This window comes from Clostridium sp. CM037, from assembly GCF_055081095.1.
Map to the genome: position 1 here is coordinate 3206324 of NZ_CM143650.1, position 19933 is coordinate 3226256.

17 protein-coding genes are annotated in these 19933 nt (G+C 31.3%); 7 read left to right on the top strand and 10 right to left on the bottom strand.

What is annotated here, in order from left to right; translation table 11 throughout:
- Positions 1-16 precede the first annotated feature (16 nt).
- Genes ACWJKP_RS15490 through ACWJKP_RS15500 form a run of 3 tightly spaced genes read left to right on the top strand, consistent with a single transcriptional unit; the run spans position 17 to position 1945 of the window.
- Positions 17-394: a GntR family transcriptional regulator gene (locus ACWJKP_RS15490; RefSeq protein ID WP_165413208.1), complete on the top strand. Its 378-nt coding sequence runs from the start codon at positions 17-19 to the stop codon at positions 392-394.
- 28 nt (positions 395-422) lie between these two features.
- Entirely contained in the window at positions 423-1283 is an 861-nt protein-coding gene (locus ACWJKP_RS15495) for an ABC transporter ATP-binding protein (RefSeq protein WP_165413207.1), read from the top strand.
- Positions 1283-1945: an ABC-2 transporter permease gene (locus ACWJKP_RS15500; RefSeq protein WP_165413206.1), complete on the top strand. Its 663-nt coding sequence runs from the start codon at positions 1283-1285 to the stop codon at positions 1943-1945. Before ACWJKP_RS15495 ends, ACWJKP_RS15500 begins: the two co-directional genes overlap by 1 nt.
- 167 nt (positions 1946-2112) lie before the next feature.
- On the opposite strand, the gene ACWJKP_RS15505 is transcribed toward ACWJKP_RS15500, so the two are convergent.
- Positions 2113-2352, bottom strand: coding sequence for a hypothetical protein (locus ACWJKP_RS15505; RefSeq protein WP_165415064.1), 240 nt, complete (start codon positions 2350-2352; stop codon positions 2113-2115).
- The gene (locus ACWJKP_RS15510) at positions 2333-3556 is read right to left on the bottom strand and encodes an IS91 family transposase (RefSeq protein WP_165415065.1); all 1224 of its coding nucleotides are present in this window, start codon (positions 3554-3556) and stop codon (positions 2333-2335) included. Before ACWJKP_RS15510 ends, ACWJKP_RS15505 begins: the two co-directional genes overlap by 20 nt.
- 243 nt (positions 3557-3799) lie before the next feature.
- Here ACWJKP_RS15510 and ACWJKP_RS15515 point away from each other — a divergent pair, with 243 nt between their 5' ends.
- Entirely contained in the window at positions 3800-4540 is a 741-nt protein-coding gene (locus ACWJKP_RS15515; RefSeq protein ID WP_165413205.1) for a FadR/GntR family transcriptional regulator, read from the top strand.
- A 70-nt stretch (positions 4541-4610) separates the two neighbouring features.
- Here ACWJKP_RS15515 and ACWJKP_RS15520 read toward each other — a convergent pair whose 3' ends face one another.
- The 6 genes from ACWJKP_RS15520 to ACWJKP_RS15545 form a co-directional block, all read right to left on the bottom strand.
- A complete protein-coding gene (locus ACWJKP_RS15520) occupies positions 4611-5546 on the bottom strand; it encodes an AEC family transporter (RefSeq protein WP_165413204.1) in 936 nt (311 codons plus the stop codon).
- Positions 5547-5585: 39 nt separating this feature from the next.
- A complete protein-coding gene (locus tag ACWJKP_RS15525) occupies positions 5586-5948 on the bottom strand; it encodes a DUF1667 domain-containing protein (protein WP_165413203.1) in 363 nt (120 codons plus the stop codon).
- Positions 5945-7186 carry an NAD(P)/FAD-dependent oxidoreductase gene (locus ACWJKP_RS15530; protein WP_263492337.1) on the bottom strand — a complete coding sequence of 414 codons (1242 nt, stop codon included), beginning with the start codon at positions 7184-7186 and terminating at the stop codon, positions 5945-5947. The genes ACWJKP_RS15525 and ACWJKP_RS15530 overlap by 4 nt, the downstream gene beginning before the upstream one ends.
- Positions 7177-8646, bottom strand: a complete 1470-nt coding sequence (locus tag ACWJKP_RS15535) for an NAD(P)/FAD-dependent oxidoreductase (RefSeq protein WP_165413202.1) — start codon at positions 8644-8646, stop codon at positions 7177-7179. Before ACWJKP_RS15535 ends, ACWJKP_RS15530 begins: the two co-directional genes overlap by 10 nt.
- Before the next feature lie 230 nt (positions 8647-8876).
- On the bottom strand, positions 8877-10367 hold the full coding sequence (gene thrC, locus ACWJKP_RS15540; RefSeq protein ID WP_165413201.1) for a threonine synthase: 1491 nt from the start codon (positions 10365-10367) through the stop codon (positions 8877-8879).
- 14 nt (positions 10368-10381) lie between these two features.
- Entirely contained in the window at positions 10382-11599 is a 1218-nt protein-coding gene (locus ACWJKP_RS15545; protein ID WP_165413200.1) for a cofactor-independent phosphoglycerate mutase, read from the bottom strand.
- 237 nt (positions 11600-11836) lie between these two features.
- Between ACWJKP_RS15545 and ACWJKP_RS15550 the strand changes: the two genes are divergently transcribed.
- The 3 genes from ACWJKP_RS15550 (at position 11837) to ACWJKP_RS15560 (ending at position 16767) form a co-directional block, all read left to right on the top strand.
- The gene (locus tag ACWJKP_RS15550; protein WP_165413199.1) at positions 11837-12508 is read left to right on the top strand and encodes a vitamin B12 dependent-methionine synthase activation domain-containing protein; all 672 of its coding nucleotides are present in this window, start codon (positions 11837-11839) and stop codon (positions 12506-12508) included.
- Complete coding sequence (locus ACWJKP_RS15555) at positions 12489-14870, top strand: homocysteine S-methyltransferase family protein (RefSeq protein WP_165413238.1); 2382 nt, start codon at positions 12489-12491, stop codon at positions 14868-14870. Before ACWJKP_RS15550 ends, ACWJKP_RS15555 begins: the two co-directional genes overlap by 20 nt.
- A gap of 560 nt (positions 14871-15430) precedes the next feature.
- Positions 15431-16767, top strand: a protein-coding gene (locus ACWJKP_RS15560; protein WP_165415069.1) for an IS3 family transposase whose coding sequence is annotated in 2 segments (ribosomal slippage) — positions 15431-15812 and positions 15812-16767 — 1338 coding nt in all. Because the reading frame shifts where the segments join, the coding sequence is not laid out codon by codon here.
- 170 nt (positions 16768-16937) lie between these two features.
- On the opposite strand, the gene ACWJKP_RS15565 is transcribed toward ACWJKP_RS15560, so the two are convergent.
- The gene (locus ACWJKP_RS15565) at positions 16938-18227 is read right to left on the bottom strand and encodes a homoserine dehydrogenase (protein ID WP_165414487.1); all 1290 of its coding nucleotides are present in this window, start codon (positions 18225-18227) and stop codon (positions 16938-16940) included.
- Between the two features lie 67 nt (positions 18228-18294).
- The gene (locus ACWJKP_RS15570) at positions 18295-19608 is read right to left on the bottom strand and encodes an aspartate kinase (RefSeq protein ID WP_165414486.1); all 1314 of its coding nucleotides are present in this window, start codon (positions 19606-19608) and stop codon (positions 18295-18297) included.
- Positions 19609-19933 lie beyond the last annotated feature (325 nt).

A 19933-nucleotide genomic window follows, 5' to 3' on the forward strand; every position in this document is an offset into this window, starting at 1 on the left:
TACAAAGGAGTTAAATATGAATATTATAATTTCTAATTCATCACAAGATCCAATCTATGAGCAAATAGTAACTCAGATTAAAACCGCCATTATGAATGATGAGCTTTCAGAGGGAGATGTCTTACCTTCTATAAGAAGTTTAGCAAAAGAACTTCGGATAAGTGTTATAACAACTAAAAGGGCCTATGAAGAGCTTGAAAAAGAAGGTTTTATAGAAACTGTTCCTGGAAAAGGTTCCTATGTCTCTGGTCAAAACAAAGACCTAATAAGAGAAAAACGATTAACAGCTATAGAAGGAAAACTAGCTGAGATTATATCTGAAAGCAAATTTTTAAATTTAAGTTTGGAAGAATTACAAAGTATGCTGGCACTACTATATACAGAAGAAAATTAAAAACTGAACTAATTAAGGAGGAATAAACATGGATAATATTTTAGAAATAAAAAATTTAAAAAAGACGTACAAGGATTTCACTTTAGATAATCTAACTTTTAATCTTGAAAGAGGCTCTGTAATGGGATTTATAGGTCCAAATGGTTCAGGCAAGAGTACCACCATAAAACTTATAATGAATCTTATTAAAAAAGATAGTGGAGACATAAATGTTTTTGGACTAGATAATTTAAAGCATAATAAAGAAATTAAACAGAAAATCGGTTTTGTTTATGACGAAAATTATTTCTATGAAGAATTAAACATCATAGAAATGAAAAATATCCTTCGCCCTTTTTATAAAAGCTGGAATGACACCTTGTTTGAAAAATATATAAAAGAATTTGAATTACCTAAAAAAAATAAAATTAAAACCCTATCAAAAGGAATGAAAATGAAATTTTCTCTAGCGTTAGGTCTTTGTCATAATGCAGAGCTTATTATAATGGATGAACCCACTTCTGGATTAGATCCAGTATTCAGAAGTGAACTTATGGATATTTTATATAATATAATTCAAGACGAAAATGTAAGTATATTCTTTTCAACTCACATAACTACTGACCTTGAAAAAATAGCAGATTACATAACATTTATCAATAAAGGTAAATTAGTTTTCTCCAAAACCAAAGATGAAATTGTTGAAAATTACGGTTTAGTCAAAGGAAGTAAAGAACTTTTAGACAATGATACTAGACGTGAATTCGTAAGTATAAAAGAAACTAATTTTGGATTTGAGGCCCTAACAAAGGATATTATTAAAGCTAGAAAAATATTTAAAGGTAAGGGCATTATTGAAAAAGCTTCTCTTGAAGATATTATGGTGTATACAGTTAGGGGGAATGTTTAATGTTAAATTTGATAATAAAGGATATTGCTATTCAGAAAAAGACCTTGTTATATGCTCTTCTTTATACTATTTTTGCACCGATTGCTTTTTTTTCCATGGGCCCGAGCGGCTTCGGCTTATATGTGTTGTCACCTGTCGCAATTACCTATATGTTCATAACTCTTGCTGTACAATATGATGATAAAAATAAAAGTGAAATTGCATTAAATAGTTTACCAATTAAAAGAGATGATATTGTTATATCAAAATATATATCAACCTTTGTTTTTGCAATTCTAGGCATTGTTTATTCTATAATAATTGGATTTATAGGAAAAGCTACTGGACTTCCAATGTTCACTAGATCAATTTCTTTATTGGATGTTGTTTCAGTTATAAGATCTGTATGTATATTTAGTTCTATATTTTTTCCTGTGTATTTTAAATTTGGAACTATAAAAATGAAACTATTTAACGTTATACTGCTTATGTTAATTACTTTCTTACCAACGACAATTATTGACTATTTTGCTAATAATCCAAATAATATTTTAGTTCAAAAATTCACTTATTTTATAAATAATACTTCTAGTTTTACACAAAATTCTTTAGCTCTAATAACGGGCTTGATTTTCTTCTTGATTTCTCTAATTATCTCTATACGCATTTATAATAATAAATAGTTTTAAACTAAAAACATTTAACACTAAAAAAAGCTCAGTAAATAAACTAGGAATTATCGCCTATGGTATTTCGTCTATATCATTAATTATTTGGACAATAATTTTCATTAAGAACAAAATCTCCCTACGGTCGAGTATTAAAGTGATGCTCCACAAATAGTGTGGCATCACCTCTTAATTATCATATCTGAACCACATTCTATACACAAAACAATAGGACTACCACTTTTCTTGTCATATTCTTCAGGCGTATAACATTCAAACGCAACAAAGTCAGGCACTTCTTCTTCAAACCCACATTTTTTACATTTAAAAAGTATCATTTTATCACGTTCTTGTGGTCGAAATGGTATGCTATCCTCATTCACTTTACCTTTAAAAATTCTTTTAATACGTTCCCATATCATATATATACCCATACTTTCTATGCCATATTTGCCACAATTCCATTAGCTGGCCGCATTTTAAACACTTTCTCGGATCTTTGGAAAAATTAATAATCATTAATTCTCTATAAGTCATTTTTCTTGTTTCCTTTTTCCAATTTATTTTTAGTGTGAACTGAATTGCCTTAAGACCACTTTTTATGTATTGCAAAAGACCAAAACACTTCCGAACTTTTACACTTATACTGCCTGAATATACTCCGTATAGTCTAACCATCTTGAAATATTTAGGGGTAATATGCATTAATAATCTACCTACGAATACTTGCGCTGTAACTGTTTCTTCTACTCTCTCATTGGTTTCATGACTCTTATACCAAAACGTTACATTTTTCTCATCATAACTAAGTATTCTATATTCTGCTATCGCAGGCCTTGCTAAGTATCTGCCTATATATCTTGCTGCACCTCTTGCACTTTTCATTCTTGATTTTGCATTTATATAGAATCCATCAGGATAATCTTTAAACATTTTTAAGTATTCTGCGTTCTTCTCTGGCTTTTTACTTATCATATAATTTATTAATTTAAACTGCCAAACTTTTCTGAAATATTTGTAGTCAAGGTATTCCATCTCCTTAACTTCATTGCCTTTTGTTTTTATTTCTGGAACCAATGCATGGACATGTGGATTAAAACCTACATTCCTTCCAAATGTATGCACTACTCCTATCATTCCACTTTGCCAAAGTACTCCTCCTTTTTTACCCCTTTTCTTTTTCTGATACTCTTCTCTATTTTTATAGTTTACACCATTCGCAAACTCGTTTATAGCCTCATATACCATGTCTTGTAAATCTTTTAAGCACTCCCTATTCCAGTAAAAATAATTCCTATATTCAGCTGGTATTGTGAATACACAATGTCTATGCGGTACATCTAAAATCTTGTTTACTTGTTTTTCTACCCATTCACTTATGTACTTTTTCCCACATTTACTGCAAAATCTACTTTTGCATGTAAACCCTATTTTAAATACTTCTAAACATTTTAAGCATATATACGCAACAAAACCTAATGAAATATCTCCACATCCTATCATTTTCATTACTTCGATATTCATATGTTCTCTCATCTTTTCAGGATACTTTTCTTTATTCAATTTCCAAAACTCTGGATAATTATCTTCAAATATTTGTTTTATAGTAATCTTATTTATTTTCATGATTTAATCATCTCATATTTATCTGATTTTTTCTATCTATTTTTTAGCTAGAATGTTATCCACAGCGGTTTCCGCAAGCTGTTTCCTATATAATAAAAAAAGAGAAAAATGATTAACTGTATTGTTTATTTTTTTCTCTTATTAATATAATATATAGACATCTAAAGCCCACCCCTTTAAAATAGAAGGAGACGCTACAATAGATAATTTTATATGAGTATATAGGGGATATGAGGAGACAATATGAACAAAATAGATATCAAGCCTGTAAAAAATAAAAAAGCATATTTTCAAATAATTGAGACTTTTATTAATTTAATCGTCACTAACCAGGTTGAATATGGAGAACGGCTATATAATGAAATAGAATTAATGGAGATTTTAAATGTTAGTCGGCCAACTTTACGTGAAGCCTTGCGAGTTATGGAGTTTTTAGGAATCATAACTGTATCACCAAAGAAGGGAATTATCATTAGTGATCCCAAAAACAATGACTATTATTTACCACTTTCCTATATTTTAGCCTTCGAAAAAACAAGTAATACAGATCTTTTTGAACTTAGAATGGCTATAGAACTGCAAATGGTAAGCCTTGCAACCTCTAGGGGAACAGTTGAAGATTTTGCTGAGTTAAAGCAAATTTTTGATGAAATGGTTAATCTTCCTGATGGAGATATTACAAACTTTACTAAATTAGATCAATTATTTCATACCCAAGTCTTGAATTGTGCTAAAAATGAACTATGCTCTAAATTAATGAATACTCTTGATGCGTTAATTTATAATCAATTAGAACAAATACATAAAACTTTAACAAATGATGATAGAAAAAACACCATACAAAAACACTATCGTATCTATCAATCATTAATAGATAGAAATGAAGAATCGGCAAGGCTTTCAATGAAAAACCATCTAGAGCATGCCTATGGTGTTACTAAGCAACTCCCAAGCATTTTTTTAGGTACCTTTGAAACAAAATAAAATTTTATTAAAAAGCCTTCTTTTCACTTATTTAAATGAAAAGAAGGCTTTTTATATATTTTTTGTTTTGTTAAAGGAGTATTTTATATATAGGAATTATAAATAGACTTAACAACGTGGATAGAGCAATCATAATAGCAGCATATTGGTAATCTGCATCGTAAGATTTAGACACTATAGCAGTAGTAGTCATTACTGGCATAGCTGCTTGAATAATAAATATATTTTTCATGATTTGAGGCAAAGGAATGAATTTACATATTAACACTACCAGTAGTGGCGATATTATAAATCTTCCCAATAAAACGCCCCACATATCCTTATTAAAACGTATTCCTTTTAAATTTACATAATAAATTGTGTTACCTATAAACAACATAGATAGAGGGGTAGTTAAATTTCCGAAATATTTACAAGTATCCATTAGGAATGCAGGTACAGGAATAGCTAAAAGTATTAATATTATAGCTACTACAAATCCCATTAGAGGAGGTGAAAATATTCTTTTTAAAGTATCCGGTGATGCAAATTTATTAGATCCTCCATTCCCATCTTTACTTATTTCAAAAACACCTATAGTCCAAAAGAATGTAGTATTAACTATATAGTATATCAAAACATAAGGAACACATTTTGAACCAAATAGAGCTAAATTTACTGGCAATCCAATAAATATACTATTAGATACAAAGAACATAGATGCAAAGGAACCACGTCTATTTTTCGTAACATTAAAAACTTTTACAAAGGTCTTGCCAATTAAATAAGTAAGAGCTATTGAAATTATTGGAACTATAATACCCTTCCCTAAACTTAAAAGCTTTGCCCTGTCAAAATCCTTCATAAGATTGCTAATCATCAAAGCCGGTAACGCTACATTGATAACAATTTTTGCGAATAGCTTTGCACCGGACTTATCCATCCAATTTTTTTTCGTTAGCCACCATCCAATAGCTATCATTATAACAATACTAAATATACTACCAAAAGCATTTAAAAGTTCCATAAATACCCCCCTTTTAATTGTCATATTAATTATAATGATTTATTTCTTACATATAGACTTTGTAGCAATAATATCTACGCCAAGACCCAACACATTGTTAATAATCACTTGTTCAATTTCTATAGGTGCATCAGCTTCTATATTCTTAATTTCTTTCATAACATCAAATATCCTGTTTTTAGGAATAGATGTTGTTGTCCTTACACTAACCAGTGGCATTTCTCCATTATTTACTTTAACTAATGATGAAATAGTTCTCCTAGGATTTTGTATTTCTTGCGTTGCATATGCTATTCCTTTTTTACAGGAAGCTCCAGTTACATTTTTGATAATGTTTTCTTCTAGTTCTAAAGTTAATTCACAACCATTAGGACAAACTATACATGTCATTTCTCTATTCATTGTGATACCACCACCTTAATGTTTTCTTCACTAATAATATCCTCTTTTTTTAATGTTAAGCGTATCATTTCTGCAGGATTCAATTTTTTAAAGTTCCTTGATTTAATCACTTTTTCGCCCTGCACAATTTCTATAACTCCATCTCTTGAGGGCCTACTAACCCTTAAAGTTACTTCTACATCTTGCTTCCCACTTATTTTTTGTGGAACTACATTGTTAATAGTTTTATCTGTTGTTATTAAAATATGACTTTCATTTTGTTTTTCATTTCTTATATATTTTGCTGATGCCCTAGCAAGCTTTTCTCCTTCATCAGATACAAAATCCACTAAATCATGCACATGAAGCACATTGCCAGCTGCATAAATTCCTTCTACGTTAGTTTTTAAATTTTCGTCCACAATAGGTCCTTTAGTTCGTTCATCAATTTTTACTCCAGCTTTAAGCGATAACTCATTTTCAGGAATAAGACCAACAGATAGTATTAATGTATCACATTGATATTCTATTTCTGTGCCTGAAATAATTTGTCCATTCTTATCTAATTCACTCACTGTTACTGCTTGCAATCTTTCTTTTCCTTTGATGTTTGTTACCGTATGACCTAAATATAAGGGAATATTATAGTCATTTAAACATTGTTCTATATTTCTTGGCAATCCACTAGGATAAGGTAGTTTTTCTATTACGGCCAATACTTTTGCTCCTTCTAGTGTGAGTCTCCTTGCCATTATAAGTCCGATATCTCCAGAACCTAGTATAACAATTCTTTTTCCAACCATAATATTTTTTAGGTTCATATAGCTTTGAACTACTCCAGCAGTAAATACACCTGCAGGTCTTGTCCCAGGTATGCTTATAGCTCCTCTTGTTCTTTCTCTACACCCCATGGTGAGCACCACTACTTTAGCTTTATATTTTTTTAGCCCTTCCCTTGTAACTGCTGTAACCTCCTTGTTATTTGTAATATTTATTACAGTCGCTCCTGTTTGTAATTCAATATTCGCTTTTTCTACCTGCTGCACAAATCTAGCCGCATATTCAGGACCGCTAAGCGCCTGCTTAAATCTTTGTAAACCAAAACCATCATGAATACATTGTTTTAATATTCCACCAAGCTTTTCTTCTCTTTCTAATATTAAAACATCTTCTATACCTTCTTCTTTTAGTTTTAGAGCTGCTGCAAGTCCAGCTGGGCCACCACCAATTATAACTGCTTCCTTTTGAATTACTTCCATTGTCTTACCTCCCCAGAAAACATTTTTCCATTTTCTCTTAAATAAGTTATTTCAGCTACTTTTTTATTTTTTTCTTTCATAATTATTTCTGCAATTCTAGTTTGACAATATCCACCTTGGCATCTTCCCATCATAGATCTTGTTCTATATTTAATGCCTGTTAATGTATCTACTCCTAATGGATTTCTTATTGCTTGTATAATTTCTGCTTTTGTAACGTTCTCACATCTACAAATAATTTCTCCATAATCTGAATTTTCTTTTATAAGTGCATCTTGTTTTTCTTCAGATTGTTCTATAAACTTTACTACTGCATTTCTTATAGGATTGAATTTTTTATTTTCTTTTAAATTTTCCTTGTTCTTAATTTTTTCTACTACATATTCTGCAATTGGGACTGCTGAAGTGAGTCCTGGCGATTCAATTCCAATTAAGTTAATTACATTAGGGATTTCCTTTCTTTCTTCTATTACAAAATCTGCATATCCACCTTTTTCTTTACTAACAAGCTTTGGTCTAATGCCTGTGAAATTTCTAATAAAATGTTCTCTTTTAATTTGAGGCAATATTTTTGTGCCTTCTTTTATAAGCATGTCCATAACATCCTCAGTTGATGAATAGTTATCATTTTCATCTATATACTGAGCACTTGGTCCGATAAATATATTGCCATGAATTGAAGGCGTAAGATGTACACCAAGACCTCCCTCTTTCTTATTAGGAACTGGATAGGCTGGAATTTCAAGAAACTTGCCTATGCTTTGATCAAGAATAAAATATTCTCCTCTACATGGATATATTGTATAATCTGTAACACCAACCAGACCTGCTATTTTATCAGAATTTAATCCAGTACTATTAATTACCCATCTACTATAATAAGTTTCTCCATTTTTTGTAGTAATTTTATAACAACTTTCTTTTTTTTCAATGTTAATTACTTCTCTACCTAAATAAAAATCCACACCATTTTGGCAAGCATTTTCTGCTAATGCAATTGTATATATAAATGGATCCAATACACCTGTCATTGGAGAATATAAAGCTGCTGTCCCTTCTACATTAGGTGCTAATTCTTTAATTTTTTCACGACCTACAATTTCAAGACCTGGAACTCCATTTTTTTCTCCTAGTGCTTTTAAATCTTTTAATCCTTCCATATCTTCTTCACTAAAGCCTATTACAAGTTTCCCCGTTCTTTTAAAGGGTATATCTAATTCTTTTGCAACTTTATCAAATCCTAAGCATCCTTGTACACAAAATTTTGCCATAAGTGTTCCAGGTTTGCTGTTAAATCCTGCATGAAGCACTCCACTGTTCCTACCACTTGTCTCACATACTACATCTAGTTCTTTCTCTAATACACCTATATTAATTTCATATTTTGAAAGTTCCCTTGCAATTGCACTACCAACTACTCCTGATCCGATAACGATTACATCATATTGTTGCTTTTTCAATTACATCACCCCTTACTCTATTTTCAATAATATAAATATTTAAGTTTTCATATTAAGTTGATTGAGTATACTAAATTACCTCAATACTATTCTAACTATTTATAAATATATTGTCAATAAATCCTTTCAATATTTAACCAATTATGTCTAACCCTGTTATTAATAAAAGAAATCCCTCAAACTAATTAAATAGTCTGAGGGAATGTAATATTAACAATAGGTTGATCCTACTATATTTTAAGAATCTTTTCAAGCTGTATTTGCATCTCATTCTTTGCGCATTTAGTTTTATGAAGTACTGGTCTTGTTTCTAAATCTTTTATCCCTACTGGAATATCGACCTTTGTTATTTTACTAAGTTCCACTATTAATTCAAAGTCATTTAGCCCTGTGTATTTTGCATCTATTGATTTCATAACATCTGGCGTAAATTTATATGGGCTTGCCGTCGACACAATAACTGTCTTCGCACTATCCTTTGACTCTTTTAAATATTTTTGATAAACCGCATAGGAAACTGCAGTATGTGTATCAATTACATAATTAGTAGTTTTATAAACCTCAGTTATTGCCTTTGCCGTATCCTCCTCACTTGCATAGCCTCCAAAGAAATCCTTTAGCCCTTTTTTCATATCATCATCAATCTCATATTTACCATCTTTTTTAAGCTTATTCATAAGGTCTTTTATCTTACTTGAATCTTCCCCACTTATAGCATATAAAAGTCTTTCAAGGTTACTTGAAATCAATATATCCATTGAAGGGGACATAGTAATTACAAAATCCCTTACCCTATCATATGTGCCTGTATTTATAAAATCAAATAATACTTTATTTTCATTTGAAGCACAAATTAGCTTTTTAATTGGTAATCCCATTTTCTTTGCATAGTATCCTGCCAATATATCGCCAAAATTACCAGTAGGAACACAGAAATTTATCTCTTCCCCTATTTTTATGTCTCCCATATTACAAAGCTGAGCATATGCATAGAAATAATATACAACCTGTGGTATTAGTCTTCCAATATTTATTGAATTAGCTGATGAGAACATTTTATTATTTTCTTCTAATCTCTTGAGAAGGCCCTCATCTGTAAGCATCTGCTTAACTCCATTTTGTGCATCATCAAAGTTTCCATCAATTCCTATTACAAAAGTATTATCCCCAGATTGCGTTAACATCTGCCTTTTTTGAATCTCACTAACACCTTCCTGTGGGAAAAAGACTATTATCTTTGTGCCTTTTACATTTGCAAAACCTTCAAGTGCTGCTTTTCCTGTATCACCAGATGTGGCCGTAAGAATAACCATTTCTTTATCAATGTTTAACTTCTTTACTGCATTTTTTAAAAGATAAGGTAATATTGATAAAGCCATATCCTTAAATGCTAAAGTTGGTCCATGGTATAATTCTAAAAAATATAATCCACCATGCTTTGAAATCGGCGCAATAGCTGACACATCAAACTTTTCATCATAAGCCATATCTATAGCCTCTAATAAATCCTTTTCATCGTAATCAGTTAAAAATTCTTTCATTATAGTAAATGCTAATTCTTTATAATTCATATGACATAATTCGGCAAGTCCTATAGTTAACTTTGGTATTGATGTTGGTACAAAAAGTCCCCCATCCTCGCTTAGTCCTCTTGCAATAGCTTCTGCGGATTTTACTTCTTTTTCATTTCCGCGAGTACTCTTATAATATATTTGTTTCATAAATTTCTATCCCCCTATATACTACCTTTTATAAAGTAATCCATTAACTTATATCCTTCCGGAAAATATAGTCCTGTCTCTTTAGCCGTGAATTCATTATAAGAGCCATTTAGGTTGTCCTTTTCTTTATTACTTTCATATATTAAAAACGGAACCGGCTCTCCTGTATGAGTCCTAAGTACAAGTGGTGTAAGATGATCTGGTAGTATTATCATTTTATAATCTTCACCAGTTCTATCCATTTCATCTTTTATAACCTTTACTATTTGATTGTCTATATACTCTATGGCTTTATATTTATTTTCTATTTCACATCTATGTCCACATTCATCTGGAGCTTCAACATGAATATAAACAAAATCATTCCCCTTTGCCATTTCGCCTAGAGCGGCCTCTGCTTTACCTTTAAAATTAGTATTAATATTTCCAGTAGCCCCTTCTACATCAATAATATCCATCCCTGCACACATTCCTATTCCTTTTATTAAATCAACAGCAGAAATTACTGAGCCTTTTAAATTATATTTTTTATAAAAGCTAGACAAGAGCGGCTTCTTTCCTTCACCCCAGATCCATATTGAATTAGCTGGCTTTAGTCCCCTCGCTACTCTCTTTTTATTTATATCATGCCCTGATAAAAATTCGAAGCTTTTTTTCGTCATTTCTTCAAATATTTCACTACCAAGTCCTTTAGGCATATAATCCTTTACCTTTTTACCTAGAATGTCATGTGGTGGTGTAAGTTTCCAAGAGTATGGTCCGTTATCCCATATCATAAGATGCCTATAGCCAATACCTGGATAAAACTTTATTGCCTCAGCGTTTAAATACTCACTTAATGCTTTTATTAATATTCCTGCCTCTTGCGTTGTAATTTCATCAGAACTATGGTCAATCATAGTTTTTTCTTCATAGGGCCGGTCGTCAGATACCGTTACCAAATTACATCTAAATGTTACATCTGTATCTAACATTTGGACTCCCATGCTTGCTGCTTCAAATGGTGAACGTCCACTATAGTACACAATTGGATCATATCCAAAAACAGCCATGTTTGCTGTATCGCTTCCTGCCGGCATACCCTCTGGCACAGTTTTAGCTAATCCTTGAGTGCCGTGCTTTGCCATATAATCTATAGTAGGCGTATTAGCGTATTGAAGAGGTGTTTTGTCGTTAAGCTCCTTCACAGGATAATCTGCCATTCCATCTCCTAGTACTACAATATATTTCATATTAACGCTCCTTTTTATAATTATTTATTATATGAATTCACCATAAGCATCTGACTATTATTCTTTATACTACTATACGTAAAAAAGAGCTTTATCAAATTATTGTTTTTTATTGTAACTCATATAAAATCAAATGTCAATGCAAACATACATTTCATAAATATTCATAAAATATATTATATTTGCAATTATTGTGTTTATACTTTATTCTAAAAGTAAAACTGATTGGAGCGTACTATGGTAATTGATAAACAAGAAGTATTAAGATATTTGGGCTATAAAAATCAAATTATTAATAAGAGTATAATTGATTTAGTTGATGAATGTTGCGATGAGATTATTGACATATGTAAAGAAAGTTTTGTATATGAAATTTTTGATATTGAAAGAAAAAACGATCAGATTTTTCTCTTGGGTAGTACGTTAGTTTTAAAAGATGCAGATATAATAAATCTCCTAGTAAATTCAAGAAAATGTGTGGTTATGGCCGCAACATTAGGGATAAATGTGGATAGTAGAATATCTTACTATTCAAGATTTAATATTACAAAGGGTTTAATTATGGACGCCTGTGCAACCACCGCAATAGAAACCTTATGTAATGAGTTGCAAGATGAGATTATGAAAAATGCTTTAATAGATAATTTGCATATTACAACTAGATATAGTCCAGGATATGGAGACTTCTCTATTGATAATGGGTCAGAAATATTAAATGTTTTAGATGCTTATAAAAAAATAGGACTATCTATTACTGAAAATAGTATTATGATACCAAGAAAATCGGTAACAGCACTTATAGGACTTAGTGAAGTTGCAAGTTTAAAACCAGTAGATAAATTACAAAAATGTAAAATTTGTAAAAATAAAAATTGTGAATTCAGAAAGGATGGTAGGTATTGTGTGTAGAAAAATAAACTTTAATAACTTTTTATTATTTGATGGAGCTATGGGAACAATGCTACAAAAATACGGAATTAAGATGGGTGAATTACCAGAAAGCTATAATATATTGCACCCAGAAATCATTGAAAAAATACATGGAGAATACTTAGATGCAGGAAGTGACGTTATTACCACAAATACATTTGGTGCAAATAGTTATAAGCTTAAAGACACGCAATATACCGTTGAGGGTATTGTTGGAGGTGCTGTGAGAATTGCAAGAAAAGCGGCTGGTGATAATCTTGTTGCACTTGATATTGGCCCTATTGGTCAATTAATGGAGCCACTTGGAACATTATCATTTAATAATGCATATGAGGCTTTTGCAGAGCAGATTAAAATTGGCTCTAGGGAAGGCGCTGATATAATTCTTATTGAGACAATGTCAGATATTTATGAAGCAAAGGCTGCTATTCTTGCGGCAAAAGAAAATAGTTCTCTTCCAATAGTATGTACAATGTCATATCAAGGTGACGAGCGCACATTAACGGGAACAGACCCAATAACTATGGTGAACGTACTTCAAGGTCTTGGAGTAGATGCAATTGGAGTAAATTGTTCTTTAGGACCAAATGAAATGCTTCCAATAATAACAAAAATACTTAAGTACTCAAATATTCCTGTTATAGTCCAACCTAATGCGGGGCTTCCTAAACTTGTAAATGGAGACGCAGTTTTCGATGTTCAGGCCCATGAATTTGCGCAGTATGCAAAAATTATGGCAGAAATGGGTGTTACTATTTTCGGTGGATGCTGTGGTACCGCTTGCGAGCATATAACAGCTATAAAGGCTGAGCTTAAAAAATTAAAGCCTGTACGCCGTGATGTTAAAAGAATAACGGCAGTAAGTTCCCCCTCTTTAACAGTAGTCCTTGGAGGACAAATAAAAATTATCGGTGAGCGAATAAATCCTACAGGCAAAAAGAAACTTAAAGAGGCTTTAAAAAATAATAATATGGACTATATACTCTATGAAGCTATTAATCAAAGAGATGCAGGAGCAGATATACTAGATGTAAATGTGGGACTTCCTGAAATCGACGAGCATGAGGTTATGATACGAACAATAAAAGAACTACAAAGTGTAATAAATCTTCCCCTTCAAATTGATAGTGTTAGATGTGACGTAATTGAGTCAGCAGTGAGAATATATAACGGAAAACCACTAATAAACTCTGTTAATGGTAAAGACGAAGTAATGGCTTCCATATTTCCAATTGTTAAAAAATATGGTGCATGTGTAATAGGCTTAACTATTGACAAGGATGGCATTCCAAAAACGGCTGAAGGCAGGCTTAAAATAGCCCAGAAAATTGTACAAAAGGCTGAAGAGTACGGAATAGATAAATCAGATATTATAATAGATTGTCTTGTTTTAACTGCATCAGCGCAGCAAAGTGAAATTAAAGAGACAATTCGAGCAGTTGAACTTGTTAAATCTAAGCTAGGAGTTAAAACTACTCTTGGAGTAAGCAATGTATCATTTGGTTTACCACAAAGAGAACTATTAAATAGAACGTTCCTTGCTGCAGCATTAACCGCTGGCCTTGATGCACCAATACTCAATCCTCTATCCCCCGATATGATGGCGACTATTAATGCATTTAATGTTTTATGGAATAAAGATAAAGCTTCAAAAAAATATATAGATGCTTATTCATCATTTGAAGGAAAACCAGTTGGTAAAGAAGTTGTAAATGCTAAAGATTTAAATCAAACTATTATTGATGGTTTGAAAGAAGAATCTTCGAAAATAACAAAAGAACTTTTGAAAACTATGTCAGAACTTGAAGTTGTAAACAAATATCTAATTCCATCACTTGATATTGTGGGCCAAAAATATGAAAGCGGAGAAATATTTCTTCCTCAATTATTACAATCTGCAGAAGCAGTAAAGAAATCTTTTGAGGTAATCAAAGAAAGAATGATGGCAAGCACGGATAAAAAACTTAGCAAAGGTACAATTGTGCTTGCAACTGTTAAAGGAGATATACACGATATAGGAAAAAACATAGTGAAAATCCTACTCGAAAACTATGGATTTGAGGTAATTGACCTTGGTAAAGATGTACACGAGGATATAGTTGTTAATGCAGTTCGCAGCGGAAACATTAAATTAGTTGGTTTAAGTGCGCTTATGACCACAACAGTTAGGAGCATGGGTGAAACAATAAAAGCACTTAGAGACAATAACTTGGATTGCACTGTTCTTGTTGGAGGCGCTGTCTTAAATGAAGAGTATGCAAAAATGATAGGAGCAGATTATTATGCAAAAGATGCAACTCAAACTGTAAAATTTGCAAGAAAGTTATTCGAATGTGAATAAGAGTGCATCCTATGAACCTTCTCCTGCGTGATTTAAAATAAGAGATTGAAACGTGAAATTCCATTAAGGAATTCTAGTGTTTTGCCAATATTAAACTCTAAATGGAATTTCAATGTTTCTGCTCTTCTTATTTCAAATCGCTTTCGGAGAACGTTCATACTATTATGCATATCTATATTAAGATGAATTTAGCAGGAACAGTTGACAAAAATACAAGAAAAATCTTAATAATCCACGCCCAAAAATCTTTTAGCCGTAGGCTGCGGATGTCATTAATAATCTTTGAATTTTCAATCACCAAATGCACTGTTAGGTACGAACCTAGTCTTATCATTTGAATATTAGATCTTTTTCTTAGATTATGCTAACAAAAGCATATATTGCGTAAAATGCATTTGAACTCGCCTTAGTAATTCTTAATCTATTTTATTTACAGATGCGTGAAAAAAAATACATGTTCGAGCGATAGTAAAATGTACCCTATAGAGTAGACGATTTAAAAAAACCTACGCTATAGGGTTTTTCTATGTATAATGGAATAAAAGATTAGAGGTGTATAAATGAGTATTAAGAATTTTACAGAAAAAGAAGTCAAAGTGTTATCCAAAAATAAATATGTAACAAATGTTAGTATTAAAGGAATAACCTATACTGATGAGTATAAACGTATTTTTATAACAGAGAATGAAAAGGGTAAATCTATAAAAGAAATATTTAAAGAATATGGCTTTGATATAGATGTTCTTGGAACGGATCGAATTAGATCAGCAGCTTACAGATGGCGGAATGCATATAGAGAAAAAGGTGTAATAGGACTGAATGACACAAGGAAATTAATGTGTGGAAGATCAAGTGGGAAAGATCTTCCCATAGAAGAAAGATATAACCGTCTTAAGGTCCAGGTTAATTTACTTAAAGCTGAGAATGAATTACTAAAAAAAATCGACATACTAGAAAGAAGGATGATAAAGAAAAAATAATATTAGCAGCAGAAGAAAAGTACCTTCTTATCAATTCACAAATTAAAAAATATAAACTCAGAAATATGATTAGCCATTTATGCAACGTGTCTGGGGTATCCCGTTCAGGGTATTATAACTATTTCTCAGTTAGTGCACAGGGCTTTAGGGATAAGCGTAACAATTGTGATAAAGCAGTTGGAGATACTATCTTAAAGGCATATAACTTTAAGGGTCGCAAAAAAGGAGCAAGGCAAATCAAAATGACATTAGAAGGCGAGTTTGGAATCGTATACAACTTAAAACGTATCCGTAGGATAATGAAAAAATATCAAATAATATGTCCTATTAGAAAAGCAAATCCTTATAAAAGGATGATGAAAGCTACCCTTGAACATGCGGTTTTACCAAATCTATTAAATAGAAACTTCAAGCAAAATATACCTGGCAAGGTATTGCTTACAGATATAACTTATTTGTTTTATGGAAAGGGTAATAGGGCATATCTATCAACGATTAAGGATGCCTCTACAAATGAAATACTGGCATATAATGTGTCAGCTAATATTAAGATGGATATAGTTACTGATACTATAATAAAGCTAAAAAAGAATAAAAATATTAAAATATCTAAAGATGCATTTATTCACTCAGATCAAGGATGTCATTATACAAGTCCAATCTTTCAAAAGCTCGTTAAAAGTTGTGGAATAGGACAATCTATGTCGAGACGTGGTAACTGTTGGGACAACGCTCCACAGGAATCATTCTTCGGTCATTTCAAAGATGAGGCAAACATAAAAGAGTGTCAAACATTAGTAGAGTTAAAAAAAGAAATTAAAAAATATATGATCTATTATAATAGATATAGATATCAATGGGATTTGAAAAAGATGACTCCTGTTCAATACAGAAACCATCTCAGTAATTTAGCATAGTTTTTTTCAAACTGTCCTTGACAAAGGGTACAGATTATAGCGAGTTTGTATTTTTTAGCATCTGCAAATAAAATAGATTTTAGAATTACTTAGCGATGTGAAAGCAATTAGCAATATATGCTTTTCGTTACAGCATAATTTAAGAAAAAATTTATTAAATCATATAAATTTTAATTAAATGATTCTATTCTTATTATACTTTCTATTTTGTTTACATTTTCTAGTTCTTTTATTTTTTCTAATGAATTTCGTATATTCTTTTCTTCACTCTTATGTGTAATAAATGCCAATATTACATAATTTTCAAGCATTACATCTTGAGTAACTGATACGATGCTAACATTGTTATTTCCAAAAATTTTTGCTGTATCTCCTAAAACTCCTGCCTTATCTTTAACGTTAAGTCTGATATAGAATTCTGATTCATTTTCTTCTGATTTTTTCACTCTTTTAAAATCACCTTCGTCACTTAGGGCCCTTGCATCAGAAGGCTTTACATTGTTTCTTAATATGGATATTATATCACCTACAACTGCACTCCCAGTTGGTAAATCTCCAGCGCCTTTTCCATATAGCATTAATTCTCCAACTGCATTTCCTTTTATCATAATCGCATTAAATGCATCGGCTACATTTGCCATTGGGTGGCTCGAATGTATCATTGTTGGATGTACTCTTAGTTCTAATTTGTTATTTTCTTCTTTAGCTATTGCTAAAAGCTTTATTGTATAACCAAATTTTTTAGCATATTCTATATCTATATCACTAATACTTCTTATTCCTTCTCTGTAAATACAATCATGATCAACCTTAGTTCCAAATGCTAGAGAAGACATTATCGCAAGCTTATATACAGCATCAAAGCTATCAACATCAGAGGTTGGATCTGCTTCAGCATAACCCTTTTCTTGAGCCTCTTTTAGTGCCTCATCAAAACTAATTCCATCCATTGTCATTTTGCTTAATATGTAATTAGTTGTTCCATTTATAATTCCAATTATCTGTTCAATCCTATTGGCTGTAAGACTCTCATTTATTTCACGTATTATTGGAATTCCACCAGCCACACTTGCTTCATAATAAAATAATACGTTTTCTTCCTCTACTGTTTTAAATAACTCTTCGCTCCAGTTCGCGATAACTAATTTGTTAGCAGTTACAATATGTTTTTTAGCTTTCATTGCGCGTATCATATACTCCTTAGCTTCTTTTCTTCCACCAATAAGCTCAACCACAATTTTTATACCTTCATCATTTATAATATCATCAATATTATCTGTTAATATTTCCTTAGGTACATCTATATCTCTTTTTTTATTTATATCTTTTACGAGTATTTTAGCAACTTCTATTTCATAATTTGAACGTTTCATTATTTCTTTTCTATTTTCGTGAAGTATTTTCCATACACCTGTCCCAACATTTCCAAAACCTAAAATCGCTATTTTTACCTTTTCCATATTAATTTCCCCCTTTTAAATTGTCTCTTGCGGCTCTTAAATATTATTGCTTTTCCACAGGTAATGATTAATTTTCAAATGCTTTATAAACTGCCCTAATTGCATTTTCAAGATCCTCATTTTCTATACCAATAATTATACTTAACTCACTTGACCCTTGATTAATCATTCTAATATTTATATCATATTTTGATAATGCGCTAAGCACTTTAGCAGATATCCCCTTCGTTCTTATAATACCCTCTCCAACCACTGACATTAAAGCCATATTTGGGTGAATTATTAATGAATCTGGACTACATTGATTTTCAATTTCTTCTAATATTTCATCAATTTTATTTTCTAATTCAGAATCGTCAATTACCAATGAAATTGAATCTATCCCTGATGGGATATGCTCAAAAGATACATTATTACTTTCTAGAATTGAAAGAATCCTGCGACGATATCCTATATCTTTGTTCATAAGTGTCTTTTCCATTGCTATTACTGTAAAATCTTTTTTTCCTGCTATCCCTGTAATGTTTCCAACTTTAATTTCTGATTTATTACTTAAAATAAAGGTTCCATTATCTGTTGGCTTATTAGTATTTTTTATGTTTATTGCGATTCCATGATTTTTAACTGGAAAAACTGCCTCTTCATGAAAAACATTTGCACCCATATATGAAAGTTCCCTAAGTTCTTTATATGTTACCTCTTCAATAAGTTTGGGATTATTAACAATACTAGGATCCGCCATTAAGAGACCTGACACATCTGTCCAGTTTTCATATAGCTTCGCACCTACACCTCTAGCAATTATTGCCCCGGTAATGTCTGAACCACCTCTTGAAAAGGTTCTTATTTCACCATCTTTGGAAGAACCATAAAATCCTGGAATTACCGCTTTTTCTACTTTTGATAACCTAGTCTTTACGGCGTCGTAGGTTGCCTTTTCATCCAATCGTCCACTTTTCTTTAAAAAAATAATCTCAGCAGCATCAATAAATTCGTACCCCAAATATTCAGCTAATATTAAAGCATTAAAATATTCTCCCCTACTTGCTACAAATTCTTCTGAAGCTCCATTAATTATTTTTTCTTTAAGTTCTCTTAAATGTTTTGACATATCAATAGAAATCTTTAATTCACTACATAAAACAGTATATCTTTCTTCAATTAATTTAAATAATTCATCAAATGGTAGTGATTTTTTTACATGCTCATGGCACAAATATAAAAGATCTGTAATCTTATAATCACCTTTATTTCTTTTCCCGGGAGCCGATGGCACAACATAACGCCGCCTAACATCCGACAATACAATATCTTTTACTTTTTGAAATTGTTTACTATCGCATACTGAACTCCCACCAAATTTTGCAACTATAACCTCCATAATTTTTACCCCCTAAATGTCTTAACTTAAAAAAACTTATGAATTCCAACTTACAGAAGGCGCCCATATATATTACCTTTTATAAAAAAATCTATTAACCCATATCCTGCAGAGCTGAAATATTCACTTATATTCCTTTCAGAAAATATCGCCCTGTTTCCTGTACTATGAATTAATGGTAATTTAGTATTGAATTAATTATACTCGTTTTTTACAAAATGTCACCTGATTTTCGACATTTTTATGCCACATAATCTATTTTTTTTTAATAATAAAAGCTGTGAAGTTAAACTTCACAGCTTTTATTATTATTTTGATTATAACA

Coding starts and splice junctions, on each gene's coding strand:
- ACWJKP_RS15490 (WP_165413208.1), top strand. CDS start 17: ATGAATATTATAATTTCTAATTCATCACAAGATCCAATCTATGAGCAA.
- ACWJKP_RS15495 (WP_165413207.1), top strand. CDS start 423: ATGGATAATATTTTAGAAATAAAAAATTTAAAAAAGACGTACAAGGAT.
- ACWJKP_RS15500 (WP_165413206.1), top strand. CDS start 1,283: ATGTTAAATTTGATAATAAAGGATATTGCTATTCAGAAAAAGACCTTG.
- ACWJKP_RS15505 (WP_165415064.1), bottom strand. CDS start 2,352: ATGATATGGGAACGTATTAAAAGAATTTTTAAAGGTAAAGTGAATGAG.
- ACWJKP_RS15510 (WP_165415065.1), bottom strand. CDS start 3,556: ATGAAAATAAATAAGATTACTATAAAACAAATATTTGAAGATAATTAT.
- ACWJKP_RS15515 (WP_165413205.1), top strand. CDS start 3,800: ATGAACAAAATAGATATCAAGCCTGTAAAAAATAAAAAAGCATATTTT.
- ACWJKP_RS15520 (WP_165413204.1), bottom strand. CDS start 5,546: ATGGAACTTTTAAATGCTTTTGGTAGTATATTTAGTATTGTTATAATG.
- ACWJKP_RS15525 (WP_165413203.1), bottom strand. CDS start 5,948: ATGAATAGAGAAATGACATGTATAGTTTGTCCTAATGGTTGTGAATTA.
- ACWJKP_RS15530 (WP_263492337.1), bottom strand. CDS start 7,186: ATGGAAGTAATTCAAAAGGAAGCAGTTATAATTGGTGGTGGCCCAGCT.
- thrC (WP_165413201.1), bottom strand. CDS start 10,367: ATGAAACAAATATATTATAAGAGTACTCGCGGAAATGAAAAAGAAGTA.
- ACWJKP_RS15545 (WP_165413200.1), bottom strand. CDS start 11,599: ATGAAATATATTGTAGTACTAGGAGATGGAATGGCAGATTATCCTGTG.
- ACWJKP_RS15550 (WP_165413199.1), top strand. CDS start 11,837: ATGGTAATTGATAAACAAGAAGTATTAAGATATTTGGGCTATAAAAAT.
- ACWJKP_RS15555 (WP_165413238.1), top strand. CDS start 12,489: ATGGTAGGTATTGTGTGTAGAAAAATAAACTTTAATAACTTTTTATTA.
- ACWJKP_RS15565 (WP_165414487.1), bottom strand. CDS start 18,227: ATGGAAAAGGTAAAAATAGCGATTTTAGGTTTTGGAAATGTTGGGACA.
- ACWJKP_RS15570 (WP_165414486.1), bottom strand. CDS start 19,608: ATGGAGGTTATAGTTGCAAAATTTGGTGGGAGTTCAGTATGCGATAGT.